The sequence below is a fragment of the Stenotrophomonas sp. YJH_SMC_40 genome, assembly GCF_059368615.1.
Map to the genome: position 1 here is coordinate 177,806 of NZ_JCAFRX010000004.1, position 18,900 is coordinate 196,705.

At 67.4% G+C, this 18,900-nt stretch carries 19 protein-coding genes; 11 read left to right on the forward strand and 8 right to left on the reverse strand.

Going from position 1 to position 18,900, the window contains the following annotated elements:
* Window positions 1–10 precede the first annotated feature (10 nt).
* Together AC5P6X_RS09180 and AC5P6X_RS09185 are read left to right on the forward strand one after the other, a co-directional pair.
* On the forward strand, window positions 11–940 hold the full coding sequence (locus AC5P6X_RS09180; protein WP_005410393.1) for a DUF1684 domain-containing protein: 930 nt from the start codon (window positions 11–13) through the stop codon (window positions 938–940).
* A gap of 1 nt (window position 941) precedes the next feature.
* Entirely contained in the window at window positions 942–1,898 is a 957-nt protein-coding gene (locus AC5P6X_RS09185) for a TraB/GumN family protein (protein WP_108270388.1), read from the forward strand.
* 72 nt (window positions 1,899–1,970) lie between these two features.
* On the opposite strand, the gene phaR is transcribed toward AC5P6X_RS09185, so the two are convergent.
* The 3 genes from phaR to gluQRS all read right to left on the reverse strand — a co-directional run bounded on the left by phaR (window position 1,971) and on the right by gluQRS (window position 4,368).
* A complete protein-coding gene (phaR, locus tag AC5P6X_RS09190) occupies window positions 1,971–2,504 on the reverse strand; it encodes a polyhydroxyalkanoate synthesis repressor PhaR (protein ID WP_049451648.1) in 534 nt (177 codons plus the stop codon).
* 185 nt (window positions 2,505–2,689) lie between these two features.
* Window positions 2,690–3,430 (reverse strand): acetoacetyl-CoA reductase, encoded by a 741-nt coding sequence (phbB, locus tag AC5P6X_RS09195; RefSeq protein ID WP_108270387.1) that lies wholly within the window; start codon window positions 3,428–3,430, stop codon window positions 2,690–2,692.
* A gap of 17 nt (window positions 3,431–3,447) precedes the next feature.
* Window positions 3,448–4,368, reverse strand: a complete 921-nt coding sequence (gene gluQRS / locus AC5P6X_RS09200) for a tRNA glutamyl-Q(34) synthetase GluQRS (RefSeq protein ID WP_108270386.1) — start codon at window positions 4,366–4,368, stop codon at window positions 3,448–3,450.
* Between the two features lie 93 nt (window positions 4,369–4,461).
* Here gluQRS and htpX point away from each other — a divergent pair, with 93 nt between their 5' ends.
* A complete protein-coding gene (gene htpX / locus AC5P6X_RS09205; RefSeq protein ID WP_019336842.1) occupies window positions 4,462–5,328 on the forward strand; it encodes a protease HtpX in 867 nt (288 codons plus the stop codon).
* A 645-nt stretch (window positions 5,329–5,973) separates the two neighbouring features.
* On the opposite strand, the gene AC5P6X_RS09210 is transcribed toward htpX, so the two are convergent.
* Window positions 5,974–6,801, reverse strand: coding sequence for an inositol monophosphatase family protein (locus tag AC5P6X_RS09210; protein ID WP_005410386.1), 828 nt, complete (start codon window positions 6,799–6,801; stop codon window positions 5,974–5,976).
* Between the two features lie 120 nt (window positions 6,802–6,921).
* Between AC5P6X_RS09210 and AC5P6X_RS09215 the strand changes: the two genes are divergently transcribed.
* From AC5P6X_RS09215 to AC5P6X_RS09225, 3 genes are read left to right on the forward strand one after another with little or no spacing between them, the layout of a single operon-like run.
* Window positions 6,922–7,692, forward strand: a complete 771-nt coding sequence (locus AC5P6X_RS09215; RefSeq protein WP_099606072.1) for an RNA methyltransferase — start codon at window positions 6,922–6,924, stop codon at window positions 7,690–7,692.
* A 47-nt stretch (window positions 7,693–7,739) separates the two neighbouring features.
* Window positions 7,740–8,672: a phosphate/phosphite/phosphonate ABC transporter substrate-binding protein gene (locus tag AC5P6X_RS09220; RefSeq protein ID WP_049451653.1), complete on the forward strand. Its 933-nt coding sequence runs from the start codon at window positions 7,740–7,742 to the stop codon at window positions 8,670–8,672.
* Window positions 8,669–10,795, forward strand: a complete 2,127-nt coding sequence (locus AC5P6X_RS09225) for a putative bifunctional diguanylate cyclase/phosphodiesterase (protein WP_088435930.1) — start codon at window positions 8,669–8,671, stop codon at window positions 10,793–10,795. Before AC5P6X_RS09220 ends, AC5P6X_RS09225 begins: the two co-directional genes overlap by 4 nt.
* A 73-nt stretch (window positions 10,796–10,868) precedes the next feature.
* On the opposite strand, the gene epmB is transcribed toward AC5P6X_RS09225, so the two are convergent.
* Complete coding sequence (gene epmB, locus AC5P6X_RS09230) at window positions 10,869–11,885, reverse strand: EF-P beta-lysylation protein EpmB (RefSeq protein WP_171039722.1); 1,017 nt, start codon at window positions 11,883–11,885, stop codon at window positions 10,869–10,871.
* A gap of 120 nt (window positions 11,886–12,005) precedes the next feature.
* Here epmB and efp point away from each other — a divergent pair, with 120 nt between their 5' ends.
* From efp to AC5P6X_RS09255, 5 genes are all read left to right on the forward strand, one after another.
* Window positions 12,006–12,572 carry an elongation factor P gene (gene efp / locus AC5P6X_RS09235; RefSeq protein ID WP_005410381.1) on the forward strand — a complete coding sequence of 189 codons (567 nt, stop codon included), beginning with the start codon at window positions 12,006–12,008 and terminating at the stop codon, window positions 12,570–12,572.
* Window positions 12,573–12,772: 200 nt separating this feature from the next.
* Window positions 12,773–14,116 carry a TRZ/ATZ family hydrolase gene (locus AC5P6X_RS09240; RefSeq protein ID WP_005410380.1) on the forward strand — a complete coding sequence of 448 codons (1,344 nt, stop codon included), beginning with the start codon at window positions 12,773–12,775 and terminating at the stop codon, window positions 14,114–14,116.
* Between the two features lie 25 nt (window positions 14,117–14,141).
* Window positions 14,142–14,858, forward strand: a complete 717-nt coding sequence (gene ubiG / locus AC5P6X_RS09245; RefSeq protein WP_049451657.1) for a bifunctional 2-polyprenyl-6-hydroxyphenol methylase/3-demethylubiquinol 3-O-methyltransferase UbiG — start codon at window positions 14,142–14,144, stop codon at window positions 14,856–14,858.
* Window positions 14,855–15,550: a phosphoglycolate phosphatase gene (locus AC5P6X_RS09250; RefSeq protein WP_049451659.1), complete on the forward strand. Its 696-nt coding sequence runs from the start codon at window positions 14,855–14,857 to the stop codon at window positions 15,548–15,550. Before ubiG ends, AC5P6X_RS09250 begins: the two co-directional genes overlap by 4 nt.
* Window positions 15,551–15,561: 11 nt before the next feature.
* A complete protein-coding gene (locus AC5P6X_RS09255) occupies window positions 15,562–16,266 on the forward strand; it encodes a squalene/phytoene synthase family protein (RefSeq protein WP_099484821.1) in 705 nt (234 codons plus the stop codon).
* Between the two features lie 105 nt (window positions 16,267–16,371).
* Here the strand turns inward: AC5P6X_RS09255 and AC5P6X_RS09260 are convergent, their stop codons facing one another.
* The 3 genes from AC5P6X_RS09260 to yidD are packed head-to-tail and all read right to left on the reverse strand — an operon-like array spanning window position 16,372 to window position 18,822.
* Window positions 16,372–17,220 carry a M23 family metallopeptidase gene (locus tag AC5P6X_RS09260; protein WP_164222840.1) on the reverse strand — a complete coding sequence of 283 codons (849 nt, stop codon included), beginning with the start codon at window positions 17,218–17,220 and terminating at the stop codon, window positions 16,372–16,374.
* Complete coding sequence (locus tag AC5P6X_RS09265; protein WP_049451665.1) at window positions 17,220–18,566, reverse strand: dihydroorotase; 1,347 nt, start codon at window positions 18,564–18,566, stop codon at window positions 17,220–17,222. The genes AC5P6X_RS09260 and AC5P6X_RS09265 overlap by 1 nt, the downstream gene beginning before the upstream one ends.
* Before the next feature lies 1 nt (window position 18,567).
* Entirely contained in the window at window positions 18,568–18,822 is a 255-nt protein-coding gene (gene yidD, locus AC5P6X_RS09270) for a membrane protein insertion efficiency factor YidD (RefSeq protein WP_005414016.1), read from the reverse strand.
* Window positions 18,823–18,900: the final 78 nt, after the last annotated feature.

The following is an 18,900-nucleotide window of genomic DNA, read 5'->3' on the forward strand; positions in this document are numbered from 1 at the left end:
GGGAGCATCGATGCGTTATCGGGGAATGGGCGGCCTGCTGGCCGCCTTGCTGTTGGCCGCGTGCAGTCCGGCAACACCGCCGGCGCCGAAGGTTACCGAAGATCCGGCCTATGCGGCCGCGCAGCAGCAATGGCGGGTGGCCCGCTACCAGGACCTGACCCGGCCCGATGGCTGGACGGCCTTGGTCGGCCTGCACTGGCTGCAGAACAAATCGCACTTCGTCGGCAGTGGTGCCACCAATGGCATCCGCCTGACGGTCGGCCCGGACAAGCTGGGCCTGCTGCGTCGCGAGGGCAGCCAGTGGTGGTTCACGCCCGAAGCCGGTGTGGATGTCAGCCATGATGGCCAGCCGGTGCGCGGCCGTATCCGCATCGACACCGACAAGGATCCGCAGCCAACCCTGTTGGCCTTCGACGGTGGCAAGGGCCAGCTCAGCATCATCCGGCGCGGGCCGCGCGATGCGCTGCGGGTCAAGCATGCCGATGCGCCGGCGCGCCGTGATTTCGCCGGGTTGGAGTACTGGCCGGGTGGCCCGGACTGGCAGGTGCAGGCACGTTTCATCCCGCATCCGGCGGGCAAGACCCTGCCCATTGTCGACATCACCGGCCTGACCACCGAGATGCCCAATGCGGGTGCGGTCGAATTCGAACGCGACGGCCGCACATGGCGGCTGGAGGCGATCGGAGCCACCGGGCAGCCGCTGTTCCTGATCTTTGCCGACCGCACCAGTGGCCGCGGCAGTTATCCGGCCGGGCGCTACCTGGATACCGATGCGCCGGCAGCCGACGGCACGCTACGCATCGATTTCAATCATGCCTACAACCCGCCGTGTGCATTCACCGCCTATGCCACGTGCCCGCTGGCGCCGCCGGAAAACCGGCTGGACCTGCGCATGGAAGCGGGCGAGAAGGCCTACCACCTGTCTGAAGGAGAGGGCTGAGATGCCGTTGAAGGGACTGTTCCGTGCAACGCTGCTGATGGCAGCGTTTGCAATCGCACCGCTGGCACCGGCGCGCAATGCACCGGCCACCGACGCCGCTGCCACGGCGGCGGCCAAGCCGCCGGTGCCGCTGCTGTGGAAGGTGACCGGCCCGGGTGATTCACGCGTATACCTGCTTGGATCATTCCATCTGTTGAAACCGCAGGACTACCCGCTGTCGCCCGATGTCGAGCAGGCCTTCGAGGCCTCGCAGCGGGTCGTGTTCGAACTGTCGCCGGAAGACATGCAGTCGCCGCAGCTGGCCAGCCGCATGGTGCAGGCTGCAGTGCGCACCGATGGCAGCGAGCTCAAGCGCGATCTTGACGCGGCCACCTGGCAGAAGCTGCAGGCGTTCGCATCCGAGAACAAGCTACCGTTGGCACAGATGCAGGGCATGAAGCCCTGGTTCGTCGGCCTGAGCATTTCGGTCGGGCAGATGCAGAAGATGGGCCTGGACCCGGCGTTGGGCCTGGACCGTCATTTCATGGAGCGCGCGCAGAAGACCGGCCGCAGGACCGCTGGGTTGGAAGACATCGATACCCAGATCGGCATGCTCGACGGCATGACCGTGCAGGAGCAGCGACAGATGCTGTCCGAGGCGCTGGATCAGGCGGGCAAGGGCGATGAGCAGGCGCGCCAGCTGCATGATGCCTGGCGGCGAGGCGATGAGCGCGTGTTGTGGACGAAGATGGCCGCGGAAATGCGCCAGCAGTATCCGCAGCTTTACCAGCGCATCAACACCGGGCGCAACGATGCGTGGATACCGAAGCTGCTGCCGTACCTGCAGGCTGGGCAGGGTGGCACGCTGGTGGTGGTCGGTACGCTGCACCTTCTGGGCGGTGACGGCGTGGTCGAGAAGCTGAAGGCGAAGGGCTACAAGGTCGAACGCGTATGCACGGGGTGCAAAGCTAAACGTTGATGCTCCCCCGGGGCACAAAACAAAGCGGCGCGCCATTGGGCGCGCCGTTTTCGTATCCGCCGGTACATCGGCTCAGCGGCGGGTCTTGCCGCCGGTGCCGGTACCGGGTTCGTTGGGCTTGTTGCCGGTACCGGTGCCGGTACCCGTGCCACCCGGTCGCGGACCACCGAAACCGGTGCCCATGCTGCGCTGGAATTCCTGCCACAGCTCCAGGTTGCGCTCGGTCAACTGGTTCATCATCGCCCACGGGGTCTGGCCCAGCAGGTTGCCCATCTGCTGGCGGAACTGCTGCTGCTGGTCGAGGAAGACCTGCATGCTGCGCTCCAGGTAGTTGCCCATGAAGCCCTGCAGGGAATCGCCGTAGAAGCGGATCAGCTGGCTCAGCAGCTGGGTGGACAGCATCGGTTCGCCGTCCTGTTCCTGGTCGGCGATGATCTGCAGCAGGACCGAACGGGTGAGGTCGTCGCCGCTCTTGGCGTCACGGACTTCGAAGTCTTCACCGTCCAGGATCAGCTGGCGCACGTCCTCGATGGTGATGTAGCTGGAGATCTCGGTGTCGTAGAGACGGCGGTTCGGATACTTCTTGATGATGCGGGTCGCAGCCATTGAAGCGGTCACTCGTCACAGTAGATGCGAAGCATGGCGCAGTGCAGCAGCCGTTGCAACCGCCTCAGCCCCCGCCAGGCTTGGCTTTCACAGGGGATCATGTTGCGCAACAAGGGTTTGCGTGCTGCGCAGCATGACCATTGGCAGGGGCGGCGGGTGTGCGCCGCCGCGGCCGCCGGCGCGGCTTACCAACCCATATGGTGGCCGCCATTGATGTCCAGGTTGCTGCCGGTGATCCACGAGGCTTCCTCCGCCACCAGGAAGGACACGCCGTAAGCGATTTCCTCCGGCTTGCCGAGGCGCCCGGTGGGAATGTCGGCGACGATCTTGGCGCGCACTTCTTCCGGCACCGCCATCACCATGTCGGTCGCGACGTAGCCGGGCGAAATGGTGTTGACGGTAATGCCGAAGCCGGCGTTCTCGCGCGCCAGCGAGATGGTGAAGCCGTGCATGCCGGCCTTGGCCGCCGCGTAGTTGGCCTGGCCGTACTGGCCCTTCAGGCCGTTGATCGAGCTGATCTGGATGACCCGGCCCCAGCCGCGGCGGCGCATGCCCTCGATGACCGGGCGGGTGACGTTGAACACCGAATTGAGGTTGGTGTTGATCACATCGTGCCACTGGTCCGCGCGCATGCGATGGAACGTGGTATCGCGGGTGATGCCGGCGTTGTTGACCAGGATCTCGACCGGGCCCAGCGCGGCTTCGACCGCCCGCACCAGCGCTTCGGCGCTGCCCGGATCGGAGACATCGCCCGGGAAGATCGACACGCTGTAGCCGCGTTCGGTCATCGCCTGCTGCCAAGCGCGGGCCTTGGCCTCGTCGCGGTAGTTGGTGGCGACCCGGTGGCCCTGGTCGGCCAGGCGTTGGCAGATGGCGGTACCGATGCCGCCGGTTCCGCCGGTGACCAGTGCGACGCGAGATGTCATGGAGTGCTGTCCGGGTATCAGGTGGGGGAAGGGTGATTCTGCAACATCGGCGCGGAAAGTGCGCCGGCTGGCAGCAGGATGTCGGTACGTGGCAGCCGCGCTGGGTCGAAGGCATTCCGAGCGGCCGCCAGCAGCGTGTCCAGATCGTGCGCAGGTTCCAGCGCTTCAGGTGCCTGGCCGAGCAGTTGCCATAGCTGGCGCAGCACGGGCAGCGGGCGCGAACTGTCCACCGGCAGCGCCGCCAGCGACTTGGACAGCTTGTGGCCCGGGGCATCGAGCAGCAGCGGCAGGTGCCAGTAGCGCGGTACCGCCAGCCCCAAGGCCTGCTGCAGCAGGATCTGCCGTGCCGTGGAGTCGAGCAGGTCGGCACCGCGCACCACTTCGGTCACCCCCTGCGCGGCGTCATCGACCACCACCGCCAGCTGGTAGGCCCAGCAGCCATCGGCGCGGCGCAGCACGAAGTCGCCGACCTCGGCATGCACGTCCTGCTGCTGCGGGCCGCGCAGGCCATCGTCGAAGTGCACGATGCTGCCCGGTGGCACGCGGAAACGGACGGCGGGGTCCGGTCGCGGTTGCCGGGTGACGCAGTGATGGTGGATGCCGCCGCTGGCGGCCAGGTCGCCGCGGCTGCAGTGGCAGACAAAGGCCTGGTCGCTGGCGAGCAGTACGTCCAGCGCAGCCTGGTAGGCCTCACCGCGCGCGCTCTGCCAGAAGATCGGGCCATCGTGGGCCAGACCGAACGCCGTCAGTGCCTGCAGTTGTGACTCGGCGGCACCGGGCACGGTGCGCGGCGGGTCGACGTCTTCGATGCGCAGCCGCCACAGGCCGCCGTGATGGCGCGCGAGCAGCCAGCTGCCGAAGGCGGCGAGCAGGGATCCGGGGTGGAGCAGGCCGGTCGGCGAGGGCGCGAAGCGGCCGCAGGGAACATTGGCGGTCATGCAGGCTGAATCGTCGGTCAGGTTGGCGCTTGAATTCAAGCTGACCACACCGCAAATTGACCGGTATCGACCCCTTCCGAGCCGGATTTTCCCATGTTTACCCGCATTGCCCTGTTCCTGGCGACCAATTTCGCGGTCCTGATCCTCGCCAGCATCGTGATGTCGCTGACGGGAACCGACCCCAGCAAGATGAGCGGCCTGCTGATCATGGCCGGCATCTTCGGTTTCGGTGGCTCCTTCATCTCGCTGCTGCTGTCCAAGTGGATGGCCAAGCGCTCCACCGGTGCGGTGGTGATCACCGAGCCGCGCAACCAGACCGAGCGCTGGCTGCTGGCCACGGTCGAGCGCCAGGCCAAGGCGGCGGGCATCGGCATGCCCGAAGTGGCCGTGTACGAAGGCCCGGAGATCAACGCCTTCGCCACCGGCGCCAACCGCAACAATGCGCTGGTGGCGGTGTCCACCGGCCTGCTGCACAACATGAGCGAAGATGAAGCCGAAGCGGTGCTGGGCCACGAGATCGCCCACGTCGCCAACGGTGACATGATCACCATGGCGCTGCTGCAGGGCGTGCTGAACACCTTCGTGATCGTGCTGGCCCGCGTGGTCGGCGGCATCATCGACAGCGCGCTGTCGGGCAACCGCGAAGGTGGCGGCCGCGGCTTCGCCTACTACATCATCGTGTTCGTGCTGGAGATGGTGTTCGGCCTGTTCGCCACGATGATCGCGATGTGGTTCTCGCGCCACCGCGAGTTCCGCGCCGATGCGGGTGGTGCCTCGCTGGCCGGTCGTCAGAAGATGATCGCCGCGCTGGAGCGCCTGCAGCTCAACCACGGCCAGAGCACGCTGCCGACCCAGATCGCGGCGTTCGGTATTGCCGGTTCGACGGCGAAGAAGCTGTTCATGAGCCACCCGCCGCTGGAAGAGCGCATCGCCGCGCTGCGGGCTTCGACGGTGGCGTAAGCTTCTGCTTTCAAGGTAGTGCAGGAACGCCTGGCCTCGCGCCGGGCGTTTTTGTATGCGCGGTGCATTGCTGACGCCGGATCGTGCCCGGCGGATCGTTTCCGCGCCTGCGGGGAGGTGTCACTTTCTTTGCTCGTGCAAAGAAAGTAACCAAAGAAACACGCCGCCGGGGCGCGAGCCGATGCTGCGCATCGGTGCCCTGCGCTCCTCGGCCCGTCGAGGGACGGTGCGGGAACTCGCTGCGCTCAGACACCCGCACCTCTCCGCCCTCGCCGGACCTGCGGTGCTCGGCTCGCTCAAGGCGGACTGGAAGGTCAAGATCAAGAGTAACAGCATCCACGCATGGCGTGGATCTACTGGGTGCAGCTGTGGCATTTGACCTTGGGTCCGCCTTGAGCGAGCCGAGCATCGCAGGGAAATCAGGGGCGAAGAGGCGCCGGTGTCTGAGCGCAGCGAGTTCGGCGCCGTCCCCTGATTTTCCGAGAAGCGCAGGGAACCGTCGCGTAGCGACGGCTCGCGCCCTGGCGGCGTGTTTCTTTGGTTACTTTCTTTGCACGAGCAAAGAAAGTGACAAGCACGATCACCGCGGATACGGAAACGGCACCTTCGCAGGTGCCGTCTCCATGAACCGCTTTACACGGAACCTCAGAACTTCGCGTCGAACTCGGCGGCGTAACCGGTGTTCACCAGCACCTTCTGCAGCGACTCGGCCACCTTCAGGTTGCCGGCAACGATCTGGTGGGTCTCCGGGCCACGGTTGTCCATCCGGCCCAGGGTCGCGCCCTTGAAGTCGCAGACCTTGCCACCCGCCTCGCGGACCAGCAGCAGGCCGGCAGCGATGTCCCACGCCTTCACGCCGGCTTCGAAATAGGCGTCGGCGCGGCCGCAGGCCACGTAGGCCAGGTCCAGCGCGGCCGAACCGGTGCGGCGGATGTCCTCAGCCTGGACCAGCAGGGTGTCGACCGACTTCAGCTGCGCGCTGGCGCGGCTGCGTTCGCGCGGGGCGAAGCCGGTGTGGATCATCGTGCCTTCCAGATCCTTGCGGTCGGCCACGCGGATGCGGCGGTCGTTCAGCACGGCGCCGGCGCCACGGCTGGCGGTGAACAGTTCATTGCGCAGCGGATCGAAGATGACGGCATCGGTCGGCTCGCCGTTCTCGACCAGGGCGATCGACACGCAGTAGTGCGGCACGCCGCGCAGGTAGTTGCTGGTGCCATCCAGCGGGTCGATGACCCACATCTGGCGGCGCTCGCCCTGCACGCCACCTTCTTCACCGAAGATGCCGTAATCCGGGTAGGCGCGCTTGAGTTCCTTGACGATGACCTTTTCCGCGTCCGCATCCACTTCGCTGGCGTAGTCCATCCGGCCCTTCTGCACCACGTTCAGTGCCTCGAGCTTGTTGATGTTGCGCAACAGGACGTTGCCGGCGAGGCGGGCGGCCTTGACCATGACGGTGACGGCGGGTTTCTGCATGGCGTGGGCTCCCGGAAAGGCAGAAGAGATGGACTGGCGGGGGAAAAGAGCGGGTCCGGCGCAGTGGCCGGCCGCACAGTTTACCATTGGTCATCGTCCAGCTCGACCTTTTCCCTGTTCATGTCCCAGTTTCCCGCCGCCACCCGCCTCCGATTCGTCCTGGTCGGTACCCAGCACCCCGGCAACATGGGGGCTGCCGCCCGCGCCCTGAAGACCATGGGCCTGGCCCGCCTGGTGCTGGTCGCCCCCGAAAAGCCGCTGGACGAGGAGGCCTTCCGCCGCTCGGCCGGTGCCGAAGACGTGCTGGGGGACGCTCCGGTGGTGGCCACCCTGGCCGAGGCCGTGGCTGACTGCCGCCTGGTACTGGGTTGCACGGCCCGTGCCCGCCGCGTCCAGCTGGAGGAATACCTGCCGGCCGACGCTGCCGCCCGTGCGGTGGCCAAGGCGAGCGAAGGTGCCGAGGTCGCACTGGTATTCGGCCGCGAGCGCACCGGCCTGACCAATGAGGAGCTGCAGCTCTGCCACGCCGCAGTGCACATCCCGTCAGACCCGGAGTTCAGCTCGCTCAACCTGGCCGCCGCCGTGCAGGTGCTGGCGTACGAAACGCGCATGCAGCTGCTGGGCGCGCAGCCGGCCGCCGACGCCGAGCCGGGCTTCCGCGAACAGGCCGCCAGCCATGAGCAGATGGAGAGCTTCTTCGCCCAGCTCGGCGACACCCTGGGCGAGATCGATTTCCACAAGGGCCGCGCGCCGGAATCGGCGATGCGCAAGCTGCGCCGCCTGTTCCTGCGCAGCGAGCCGAGCGAGCAGGAAGTGCGCCTGTTGCGCGGCATCCTCGCCGACACCCAGCGCATGGCGCGTCTGGCCCAGGCCGGCAGCAAGGACAGCTGACGACGTTCTCATTTTTTCGGGTAGTCTGTCTGGATACCCAGGGGGGGATGACGTCTGTGTCGGGTCTGCGAAAGGCAATGCAGGGGGGACTGCTGAGCCTGGCCATGGTCCTGCTGGCCGGAGCCGTGCATGCAGCACCGGATCCGGTGCTGGTGCTGGGCCGGATCAGCGATGACCCCCGGGCTCACTACGAGCAGCTGCAACCCCTGCTGGACTACGTGGTGGCGCGCATGCATGACGTCGGCATCCAGGAGGGGCGGGTACTGATGGCCCGCGACCCGCAGCAGATGGCCAGCTATCTGCGGCGGGGACGGGTCGACTGGGTCACGGAAACCTCCGGTACGGCGGTGGCACTGGGCCAGCGCAGTGGTGCGCGGCCGCTGCTGTTGACCGAGCGCAACGGGGTGCGCGAATACCAGACGGTGTTCTTCGTGCGCAGCGACAGTCCCATCCAGCGGGTGCAGGATCTGCGCGGCCATCGCCTGGCCCTGCAGAACACGGCATCCACCAGCGCCTACCTGGTACCAGTGATGACCCTGCTGGACCATGGCCTGTCGCCGCAGATCCTGGCCGGGGTCTGGGACGTGCCAGGGCGTGACAGCGTGGGGTATGTGTTCGCGCGCAGCGAGTTGAACATCGCGACGTACGTGCACAAGGGGATGGCGGATGTGGGGGCGGTGAGCAGCGTGGACTGGAACGACGAGCGGCGGGTGCCGGCTGCATTCCGGCGCGATTTCCGCGAACTGCTGCGCACCGAACCCTATCCGCGTGCGGTGGAGATGGTCCGCGCCGACCTCGATGCCCGGGTGCGCGACCGCCTGCAGGAAGTCCTGCTGCAGGCAGCCAGCGACCCGCAGGCACAGGGCGCGTTGCATCGGTTTTTTGGCACTTCCGGTTTCCACCGTGTCGATGCGCATGCGCAGCAGCGGTTGGATGAATTGAAACAAGGATTGACGCGCGTGCGGATGGAAGTGGAATGAAGTGGCTCGGCTCGGGGATGCAGGCCCGGTTCCTGCTGGCGATGGGCGGAGCGATGGTCGTGGTGGTCGCCATCCTGGCGGTGCTGCTGGGGCGCCAGACGGCGATGCAGAGCGAGGTGCGCACCCTCAGCGGTGGCGTCATCCATGAATTGTTCGACCGCAGCGTGCGCAGCCGCGGCGAGGCGATGGCACGCGAGTTGTCCGATGCGCTGGCCAACCCGCTGTATTACCGCGACCTGGACCAGGTCGGCGTGCTGGTGCGCAGCACGGCGCGACAGCCGGTGGTGCGCTATGTACTGGTGTTCGACGAGCGCGGCCGGCTGGTGCACGACGGCTCGGTCGAGGTCCCGGGATTCGGCCAGCCGATGGCCGATCCCCTGGCACCCAAGGCTGCGGCGGCGCAGACCTTGCTGGTGCAGGAATCGCCGAAGGTGCTGGACAACACGATGCCGATCATGGTTGGCAACCAGCGCATCGGCGGCGTCCGCGTCGGCATGGCGCTGGACGAAGTGCAGCAACGCGAACAGGCGGCCAACGCCACCCTTGGCGAGCGCCTGCAACTGGTCGGCAGCCGCCACCTGGGTTGGTTGCTGCTGATGCTGGGGTTGCTGGTGGTGATCGGCGTGGTGGTGATCCTGTACGTGCAGCGCACCCTGGTCGCGCCGATCCGTGATCTTGCCGTCGCTGCCCGTCGCATCGAGGCCGGTGACTACCAGACGCCCCTGGCCGAGAACACCCGTGACGACGAAGTGGGTGAGCTGGTGCGCGGCTTCGCCCGCATGCGTGATGCGATCGCCCGCCATGACCGCGAAGTGCGGCGCATGGCCTATACCGACGCGCTGACCGGGCTGACCAACCGGCTGGCATTCCGCGAGGCGCTTGATCATCGGTTGATGGCTGCCCGTGCCGCCAATCACCGGTTGGGGCTGCTGTTCGCCGATATCGACGACTTCAAGCGGGTCAATGACACCCTTGGCCATGAAGCCGGCGATGAGGCATTGCTGCAGTTCGCCCAGCGTATCGGCCGCGCGGTCACCGAGGCCGGGGGCGATGAGGCCCTGCTGGCGCGCTTCGGCGGCGACGAGTTCGTGATCCTGGTGGGCGACGGTGATGTGGCCGCCAACGCGCGGGTGCTGGCCGAAGTGCTGGTGCGCGAGCTGGGCAAGCCGCTGGTGGTGCAGGGTAGGGAACTGTTCCTGGGTACCTCGATCGGCGTGACCCTGTTCCCCGACGATGCGGCCGATGCGACCACCCTGTTGAAGAACGGCGACATCGCCATGTACCAGGCGAAGATGGCCGGCAAGAACTGCTATCGCTATTACAGCCGGGCGATGGACCATGCGGTCGAGCGTCGCGTGCATATGGAACAGGAGCTGCGCGGGGCCTGGGAGCGCGGCGAACTGCGCCTGGCCTACCAGCCGATCTTCCGCATGCGCGACCGCCGCATGGTCGGCGTCGAAGTTCTACTGCGCTGGCAGCATCCGACACTGGGCACGATCCCGCCCTCGGTGTTCATCGAAGTGGCCGAGCAGAGTGGGCTGATCGAGATCATCGGCCCGAAGGTGCTGCGCGCGGCCTGCATGGAAGCCTCGCAGTGGCCGCGCGGGGCGGCCGGGGACGACCTGTTCGTGTCGGTGAACGTGTCGCCACGGCAGTTGCGCGGCGGTGAACTGCCGGCGCTGGTCGCGCAGTGCCTGCATGAGTCCGGGCTGCCGGCGTCGCGCCTGCACCTGGAGCTGACCGAAACCGCCGTGATCGGCGACGAGATGGTTGCCGCGCAGCTGCTGGACAAGCTGCACCGCACCGGTGTGAAGGTCTGGCTGGATGATTTCGGGACCGGCTTCTCCGGGCTCAGTCATCTGCGCCAGGTGCCCGTGGACGGCGTGAAGATCGACAAGAGCTTCGTGGCCGACATGCAGCGTGATCCCGACGACCTCGCATTGACCACGGCGATCATCGCCATGGCCCACGCGCTGGGCATCACGGTGGTGGCCGAGGGCATCGAGCAGCAGGCGCAGTTCGAACTGCTGGCACAGCGCGGCTGCGACCTTGGCCAGGGCTACTGGCTGAGCCATCCGGTGACCGCCACCGAAGTGGTTCGGATGATCGAATCGGGCGTCTGACCCCAAAAAAGGGGACGGAGGGAATTAAGTCGCAAATGCATAAGCGACTTAATTCCCTCCGTCCCCTTTTTTGTTACACCGGGCGCTTGCTCGGGTCGCCGGGCAGTTCGCGCACCAGTTTCGGGATCAGATAACCGGACAGGCGCGCGGTCAACCCGGCAATCAATGCCTTGGCCCGGGTGTCGTCCACTTCGAAGTGGGCCACACCTTCGACCCGGTCCAGCTGGTGCAGGTAGTAGGGCAGCACGCCGGCGGCGAAGCTGCGCTCGCTCAGGTCCTGCAGGGCCTGCACGCTGTCGTTGACCCCGCGCAGCAATACCGCCTGGTTCAGCAGCTGGGCGCCGATGCCGCGCAGGCGGGCCATCGCCGCGTCCACGCTGGCATCGAATTCATTGGCATGGTTGGCGTGGACCACGACCGCCAGCGGCCACGGCAGGCTGCCCAGCCAGGAGACCAGTTCATCGTCCACGCGCTCGGGCAGCACGATCGGCAGCCGGGTATGGATGCGCAGGCGGCGGATATGCGGGATCGCGCGCAGGGCGTCGGTCAGCTCGACCAGCTTGTGCGTGGCCAGCGACAGCGGGTCACCGCCGGACAGGATCACCTCGTCGATGTCCGGGTCGGCGGCGATGGCGGCTACGGCTTCCTGCCAGCCACCCTTGGCGGCGTTCTCCGCGCCATAGTCGAAGTGGCGGCGGAAGCAGTAGCGGCAGTTGATCGCACAGCTGCCCGTCGCCACCAGCAGGGCGCGGCCACGGTACTTCTGGATGACGCCGGTGGCCTTCTTGGCCGCACCATCACCCACCGCATCGAAGCTGAACCCGGGCGCCGGGCGCATTTCCTCGTCGATCGGCAGCACCTGCCGCAGCAGCGGATCGGCCGGATCGCCCTTGCGCATGCGGGCCACGAACCCCTCCGGCACGCGCAGCGCGAACTGGGCCATGGCCGCTTCGGAGACGCCCAGTGCCGCCGGGTCCAGCTGCAGCCGGGCCAGCAGCGCCTGCGGGTCGCGCAGTGCCTGGCGCCAGAGCTGCTGCCAGCGCGCGGGCGCGCCTGGCGACTGGGGCCGGGGGAAGGCGGAAAGCTGCATGGAGAGGGGGCCTGCGGTTATCATGGGGGCAGAAAAACAGTCGCCCACCGGCACCCGGTGGGCTTTCCATTCTAACGGCTCGCCGCACCCGCGGCGTTTTTGCCACTCAGGAGTTTACGCATGGCCAGCTACGGCATGAACGACGTCAAGAACGGGATGAAGATCCTGGTCAACAACCAACCGGCCGTCATCATCGACACCGAATACGTCAAGCCGGGCAAGGGCCAGGCCTTCACCCGCGTGAAGTACCGCCTGATCAAGGACGGCCGTACCCAGGAAGTGACCATGAAGTCGACCGACTCGCTGGATGCAGCCGACGTCGTCGATACCGACATGAACTTCATGTACAGCGACGGCGAGTACTGGCACTTCATGGACCCGGAATCCTTCGAGCAGGTCCAGGCCACCAAGGCCGGCATGGGCGGCGCCGAGAAGTGGCTGAAGGGCGAGGAGTCCTGCGTGGTCACCCTGTGGAACGGTGAGCCGATCTTCGTGCAGCCGCCGAACTTCGTCGAGCTGAAGATCACCGAAACCGATCCGGGCGTCCGTGGCGACACCTCGGGCGGCGGCGGCAAGCCGGCCACCCTGGAAACCGGCGCCGTGGTCCGCGTGCCGCTGTTCGTGAACCAGGACGAAGTGATCCGCGTCGACACCCGTTCGGGCGAATACTCCGCACGCGTCAAGTAATCCGGCGCAGCCGGATTACGGTAGTGCCGGCCGCTGGCCGGATACGCGCCATCGCGTTCGCGCTGGCGCTCCCATGATCTGCTTCGGCAGATCATGGGCTCCGCTTCACGGGTCTCCAGACCCCGCCGCTTCGCGGCAGCCCCTGACTCAGGGGCGTGTCCCCCAGAAGTATCTCGCCGCCCCCCAGCCAGTGAGCCCGCATGAGCGATAGCCCGCACCTCCCCGAAGCCTGCGACCTGCTCATCGAAGCCGGTTACGTCGTTCCGATCGAGCCGCATGCGGTGGTGCTGGAAGACCATGCCGTTGCCGTGCGTGGCAGCGAGATCGTGGCCATCCTGCCGCGTGCCGAGGCGCGCGCACGGTTCCGCGCCACCCAGGTGGTCAGCCGCCCCGAGGCGGCGCTGATGCCGGGCCTGGTCAATGCGCACACGCACAACCCGATGACCCTGCTGCGCGGCGTCGCCGACGACCTGCCGCTGATGACCTGGCTGCAGCAGCACATCTGGCCGGTGGAAGCGGCGGTGATCGGCCCCGAATTCGTCGCCGACGGCACCACCCTGGCCATCGCCGAGATGCTGCGCGGCGGCACCACCTGCGCCAACGAGAACTACTTCTTCGGCGATGTGCAGGCCGCCGTCTACAAGAAGCATGGTTTCCGCGCGCTGGTCGGCGCGGTCATCATCGATTTCCCCACCGCCTGGGCCAAGACCGACGACGAGTACTTCGCCAAGGCCGGTGAACTGCACGACCAGTGGCGCACCGATCCGCTGATCGGCACCGCGTTCGCGCCGCATGCGCCCTATACGGTCAACGATGCCAACTTCGAGCGGGTGCGGATGCTGTCCGACCAGCTCGACATGCAGGTGCACCTGCACACCCACGAGACCGCGCAGGAGATCAACGATTCGATCAAGCTGCACGGCCAGCGCCCGCTGGCGCGGCTGGATCGCCTCGGCCTGGTCAACGACCGCCTGATCGCGGTGCACATGACCCAGCTGACCGATGCGGAAATCCACCTGTGCGCCGAGCGTGGCGTCAGCGTGGTGCATTGCCCGGAATCGAACCTGAAGCTCGCCTCCGGTTTCTGCCCGGCCTGCGCCCTGCAGCGCGCCGGCGTGAACCTGGCGATCGGCACCGATGGCTGCGCCAGCAACAACGACCTGGACATGTTCAGCGAGAACCGCACCGCGGCGATCCTGGCCAAGGCCGTGGCCGATGACGCCACCGCGCTGGACGCGGCGACCACGCTGCGCGCGTCCACCCTGGGCGGTGCCCGCGCGCTGGGCTTCGGCGAGCGCATCGGTTCGATCGAAGTCGGCAAGCAGGCCGACCTGGTCTGCGTCGACCTGTCCGCACTGGAAACCCAGCCGCTGCACAACGTGCTGTCGCAGCTGGTGTACGCCACCGGCCGCCAGCAGGTCAGCGACGTCTGGATCGCCGGCAAGCCGAAGCTGGTGCAGCGCGAGCTGGTCGGCATGGACCTGCCGGGCATCATCGCCAACGCGCGCCAGTGGCGCGAGCGCATCCGTCATATCCGCGCCTGAACCCCGGCGCCGCAAGGACTCCCTCATGACTGCCCCCCACGCTTCCTCCAATTTCGATCAGGCCGAGCTGGACAAGTTCGCCGCGCTGGCCAACCGCTGGTGGGACGCTGACGGCCCGCAGAAGCCGCTGCATGCGCTGAACCCGGTGCGCCTGAAATACGTGGCCGACCGCGTTCCGCTGCGCGGCGCACGCGTACTCGACATCGGTTGCGGTGGCGGCCTGTTGAGCGAAGCGCTGGCCCAGGCCGGCGCCGACGTCACCGCCATCGACCTGGCCCCGGAGCTGGTCAAGGTCGCGCGCCTGCATGCGCTGGAAAGCGGCGCCAAGGTCGATTACCGGGTGCAGGCCGCCGAGGACCTGGCCGCCGAGCAGCCGGGCAGCTTCGATGTGGTGACCTGCATGGAAATGCTGGAGCACGTGCCAGACCCGGGCGCGATCATCGAGGCCTGCAAGCGCCTGCTGAAGCCGGGCGGCCACCTGTTCCTGTCGACCATCAACCGCACCGCTGCCGCCTTCGCAGTGGCGATTGTCGGTGCCGAGTACGTGGCGCGGCTGCTGCCCAAGGGCACGCACCACTACCAGGAATTCATCAGGCCGGCCGAGCTGGCGCGCTGGCTGCGCGAGGCCGACATGCAGCTGGTGGACGTCAGCGGCATGGCCTACGAGCCGTGGCGCAACCACGCCCGCCTGAGCAGCCGCACCGACATCAACTACCTGGCCTACGCGGTCAAGCCGGCATGACCTCCGCCCGCTTCCCGCGTGCGGTGCTGTTCGACCTGGATGGCACGTTGCTGGACAGCGCGCCGGACTTCGTCGCCACCTGCAACGCGATGCTGGCCGAACGTGGTCGTGCACCCATCGATTCGGCCGCACTGCGCCCGGTGGTGTCGAAGGGCTCGCGGGCGATGGTCTCGGCCGCGTTCCCGGACCTGGATGCCGCTGCGCGCGATGCACTGATCCCGGAATTCCTGCAGCGCTATGAAGCATTGATCGGCCAGCACGCAGTGCTGTTCGACGGCGTGGCCGGCATGCTCGCCGCGCTGGATGAGGCCGGTACGGTGTGGGGCATCGTCACCAACAAACCCGAGTACCTGGCGCGCCTGATCCTGCCGCAGCATGGCTGGCAGCAGCGCTGTGCGGTACTGGTCGGTGGTGACAGCCTGGCCGAACGCAAGCCGCACCCGCTGCCGCTGCTGCACGCTGCGCAGGCCATTGGCATTGCCGCCGAAGACTGCGTGTACGTGGGTGACGACGAGCGCGACATCATCGCCGCACGCGCTGCCGCCATGCCGTCGGTGGCGGCGCTGTGGGGCTACCGCCTGCACAGCGACGACCCGCTGGCCTGGCAGGCCGACGTGCTGGTCGAGAACGCCGAACTTCTGCAACTGGCCAGTCTCTGGCCGACCCGGCCGGCAGCCCCGGCCCAGCCGTAAGGAATCACGTAGTGAGCAGTACCGCGCTGGACAGTTTCCTCGACAAGTGGCGCAGCCGTTGGCCGGAATGGTCGGTGGCCGCCCCGTTCGTGGCCGAATCACAACGCGAGCTTGCCGTGGCGTGGTTCGCGCTGCTGCAGGAGTTCGACGACATGCTCAATACCGGCGGCGATCCGCTGCCGGCCGATGCCAAGCTGGCATGGTGGGGCGAGGAGCTGCGCAGCTGGGCCGGGCATCGTTCGCGCCATCCACTGGGCCGTCTGCTGGAGCCCGTGCGCGCGCCATGGGCGCAGCTGGCCGAGGCGCTGCCGGATCTGGTTGAAGCGCGCACCGTCGCACTGGATGCGGCCGGTGCCGAGCGTGCGCTGGCCAACTACGCCGAGGCCGTAGCTGCGGTGGAGGCGGCCTTGTTCGCGGACAAGCCGCGCACCGGTGCCGGCCGTGCGGTGCAGCTGCAGACCCTGGCCCAGCGCCTGCAGGATGCCGGCGTGGCCGGTGTGCCGCGCAGCCTGCTGGACGGTGATGCCAGTACGGCTGCACAGCGCTGGGCGCAGCATCTGTTGAAGGGCTGGGGCACGCGCGTGCCCGGCCCGCGACCGCGCCGTGTGTGGTCCAGCCTGGCGCGCGCCCGCGTTGCCGCGCAGGCCGCAGGCAAGCCGATTGAAGCGACCCCGGTGCGCACCTTGTTGCGCGTGTGGTGGGCTGCGCGCGGTTGATCGATCTTCGCTGTTGACTGCTTCTGGTGGGTGCGGGCCTTGGTCCGCACGCTCTGTGAGGTTGTGCCGACCAAGGTTGGCACCCACCAAAGCGCATTGCGCGCGTTACTTGCGTTCCAGTACCAGCAGCGGATCGATACGGGTATCGAACCAGTTCATGCCCCAGTGCAGGTGCGGGCCGGTGGCACGGCCGGTGGCGCCGACCGCGGCGATCACCTGGCCTTGTTCCACACGGTCGCCAACTTTTACGTCGATGCGCGACAGGTGCAGGAAGTTGGAACTGACCCCGAAACCGTGGTCGAGCAGCAGCGTACCGCCGGTCAGGTACAGGTCCGGCCCGGCGAAGGTGACGATGCCGGCGGCCGGTGCCTTCACCGGCGTGCCGGTCGGTACCGCGATGTCCATGCCGGAATGACCGGCACCGGGCTGCCCGTTGTACACGCGCGCATTGCCGAAGCGACCGCTGATGCGGCCCTGCACCGGCCAGATGAAGGTCTGGGTGAAGTCGGTGCGGTCGTCATCGCGGGCACGCGCGGCGGTCACCTGCGCCTGTTCGCGCTTGATCCGCTCGGCAATCGCCGGCGGCGGGTTGACCGTCTTCGGCGGCACGCCGTTGACCCGCTCGGTGGGCCAGTCGCGCGGCGTCACCACAATGGTCGCGGTCTCGCTGCCACCATCGGGGCGCTGCACCTGCACGCGCAATGGTCCCTTCTCGTCGCGGCCGATGCCGAACACCACGCTGCCGTAGCCGCTCACCCGCAGCTGGCGGCCGGCGTACTGCACGCGGCTGCCGGCGGGCACCTTGCCGATCACCAGTGCGCCCTGCGACGCACTGGCCGGGAACACCACGCGGCTGTCGATCAGGCTGCCGATGGCATCCTGCGCGTGAGCCGACGGTACGCTGAGCAGGGGCGCCGCCAGCAGCAGCGCCCCGGTAAATAGGGCCGCGCGCATCAGCGGTCGTAGGTCATGCGCTGGCCGGCGGGTTCGCCCACCAGTTTGCTGCCATCCCACACCAGCTGGCCGTTGACCCAGGTGGAGGCCACGCGCGAACGGAAGGTCGTGCCTTCGAACGGCGACCAGCCGCACTTGGACAGCACGTCCTCGCGCTTGACGGTGAACGGCACGTCTTCCACAAGCACCAGGTCGGCGAAGTAGCCTTCGCGCAGGAAGCCGCGTTCTTCCACGTCGAACAACTGTGCCGGCGCGTGGGCGAATTTCTGCACCACCTGTTCGCGGGTCAGCTTGCCTTCGTGCACGCGCTCCAGCGCGGCCACCAGCGCGTACTGCACCAGCGGCAGGCCCGACGGTGCCTGCGCGTACGGCTTCTGCTTCTCTTCCCAGGTGTGCGGCGCGTGGTCGGTGGCCAGCACGTCCAGCACGTCGTCGGCCAGCGCAGCGGTGATCGCCTCGCGGTCGGACACTTCCTTGATGGCCGGGTTGCACTTGATCAGGTTGCCCTTGGTCGCATAGTCCGGGCGCGCGAAGTGCAGGAAGTGCACGCAGGTCTCGGCGGTGATCTGCTTGCGGCTGCCGTCGGCGCGGATCAGCGGGCCCTTCTCGAACAGCGCCAGCTCGTCGGCGGTGGAGATGTGCAGCACATGCAGGCGGGTGCCGTGCTTGCGCGCCAGCGACATCGCCAGGCGGGTCGACTTGATGCAGGCCTCGCGCGAACGGATGTCCGGATGCATGTCCGGAGTCAGCGCATCGCCGTACCTTTCCTGGAAGGCCTTCAGGTTGGCATCGATCATCGGCGTGTCTTCGCAGTGCGTGATGATCGGGGTCGGGCATTCGCGGAAGATCGCATCCAGCGTTTCCGGGTTGTCCACCAGCATGTTGCCGGTCGAAGCACCCATGAACACCTTCACGCCCGGGGCCTTCTTCGGATCCAGGGCACGGATCGCGTCGAGGTTGTCATTGCTGGCGCCGTGGTAGAAGCCATAGTTGGCCCAGGCGCGGCCGCGCGCGAGCTCGTACTTGGCTTCCAGGATGGTCGAATCCAGCGTCGGCGGGTTGGTGTTGGGCATGTCCATGAAGCTGGTCAGGCCACCGGCCACGGCCGCGGCCGATTCGCTGGCGATGTCGCCCTTGTGGGTCAGGCCTGGTTCGCGGAAGTGCACCTGGTCATCGATCATGCCGGGCAGCAGCCAGCGTCCGGCCGCATCCACCACCTGTTCGCCGTCGCGCGGCGCCAGCCCGCTGCCGATCTGCGCGATGCGGCCGTTCTCGATGCGCAGGTCGCCGTCGAAGGTGCGGCCTTCGTTGACCATCCGGGCGTTGGTGATGAGGGTGGAGGACATGTCAGTGTTTTCCTGTGCAACGGCAAGAGGGGGCGTTGGGAGACTCGGGCACGGGGTCGAAGCCGCCGGGATGGAACGGGTGGCAGCGACCGAGCCGGCGTGCAGCCAGCCAGCTGCCGCGCAGCGGGCCGTGCCGCGAGATGGCTTCCATCGCGTATTCAGAACAGCTCGGCACGAAACGGCAGCGTGGCCCCAGCAAGGGGCTGATGAAGCGCTTGTAGAAGCGCAGCAGGGCAATGAGCAGGCGCGAGATCACCCAGTCATCTTATGCCAGTTGGCATGAAGGCCGCATTTGTGCAGGATGGGCCGTTGGTCGCATGTCGCCGATGGCCTG

Coding starts and splice junctions, on each gene's coding strand:
- AC5P6X_RS09180 (WP_005410393.1), top strand. CDS start 11: ATGCGTTATCGGGGAATGGGCGGCCTGCTGGCCGCCTTGCTGTTGGCC.
- AC5P6X_RS09185 (WP_108270388.1), top strand. CDS start 942: ATGCCGTTGAAGGGACTGTTCCGTGCAACGCTGCTGATGGCAGCGTTT.
- phaR (WP_049451648.1), bottom strand. CDS start 2,504: ATGGCTGCGACCCGCATCATCAAGAAGTATCCGAACCGCCGTCTCTAC.
- phbB (WP_108270387.1), bottom strand. CDS start 3,430: ATGACATCTCGCGTCGCACTGGTCACCGGCGGAACCGGCGGCATCGGT.
- gluQRS (WP_108270386.1), bottom strand. CDS start 4,368: ATGACCGCCAATGTTCCCTGCGGCCGCTTCGCGCCCTCGCCGACCGGC.
- htpX (WP_019336842.1), top strand. CDS start 4,462: ATGTTTACCCGCATTGCCCTGTTCCTGGCGACCAATTTCGCGGTCCTG.
- AC5P6X_RS09210 (WP_005410386.1), bottom strand. CDS start 6,801: ATGCAGAAACCCGCCGTCACCGTCATGGTCAAGGCCGCCCGCCTCGCC.
- AC5P6X_RS09215 (WP_099606072.1), top strand. CDS start 6,922: ATGTCCCAGTTTCCCGCCGCCACCCGCCTCCGATTCGTCCTGGTCGGT.
- AC5P6X_RS09220 (WP_049451653.1), top strand. CDS start 7,740: ATGACGTCTGTGTCGGGTCTGCGAAAGGCAATGCAGGGGGGACTGCTG.
- AC5P6X_RS09225 (WP_088435930.1), top strand. CDS start 8,669: ATGAAGTGGCTCGGCTCGGGGATGCAGGCCCGGTTCCTGCTGGCGATG.
- epmB (WP_171039722.1), bottom strand. CDS start 11,885: ATGCAGCTTTCCGCCTTCCCCCGGCCCCAGTCGCCAGGCGCGCCCGCG.
- efp (WP_005410381.1), top strand. CDS start 12,006: ATGGCCAGCTACGGCATGAACGACGTCAAGAACGGGATGAAGATCCTG.
- AC5P6X_RS09240 (WP_005410380.1), top strand. CDS start 12,773: ATGAGCGATAGCCCGCACCTCCCCGAAGCCTGCGACCTGCTCATCGAA.
- ubiG (WP_049451657.1), top strand. CDS start 14,142: ATGACTGCCCCCCACGCTTCCTCCAATTTCGATCAGGCCGAGCTGGAC.
- AC5P6X_RS09250 (WP_049451659.1), top strand. CDS start 14,855: ATGACCTCCGCCCGCTTCCCGCGTGCGGTGCTGTTCGACCTGGATGGC.
- AC5P6X_RS09260 (WP_164222840.1), bottom strand. CDS start 17,220: ATGCGCGCGGCCCTATTTACCGGGGCGCTGCTGCTGGCGGCGCCCCTG.
- AC5P6X_RS09265 (WP_049451665.1), bottom strand. CDS start 18,566: ATGTCCTCCACCCTCATCACCAACGCCCGGATGGTCAACGAAGGCCGC.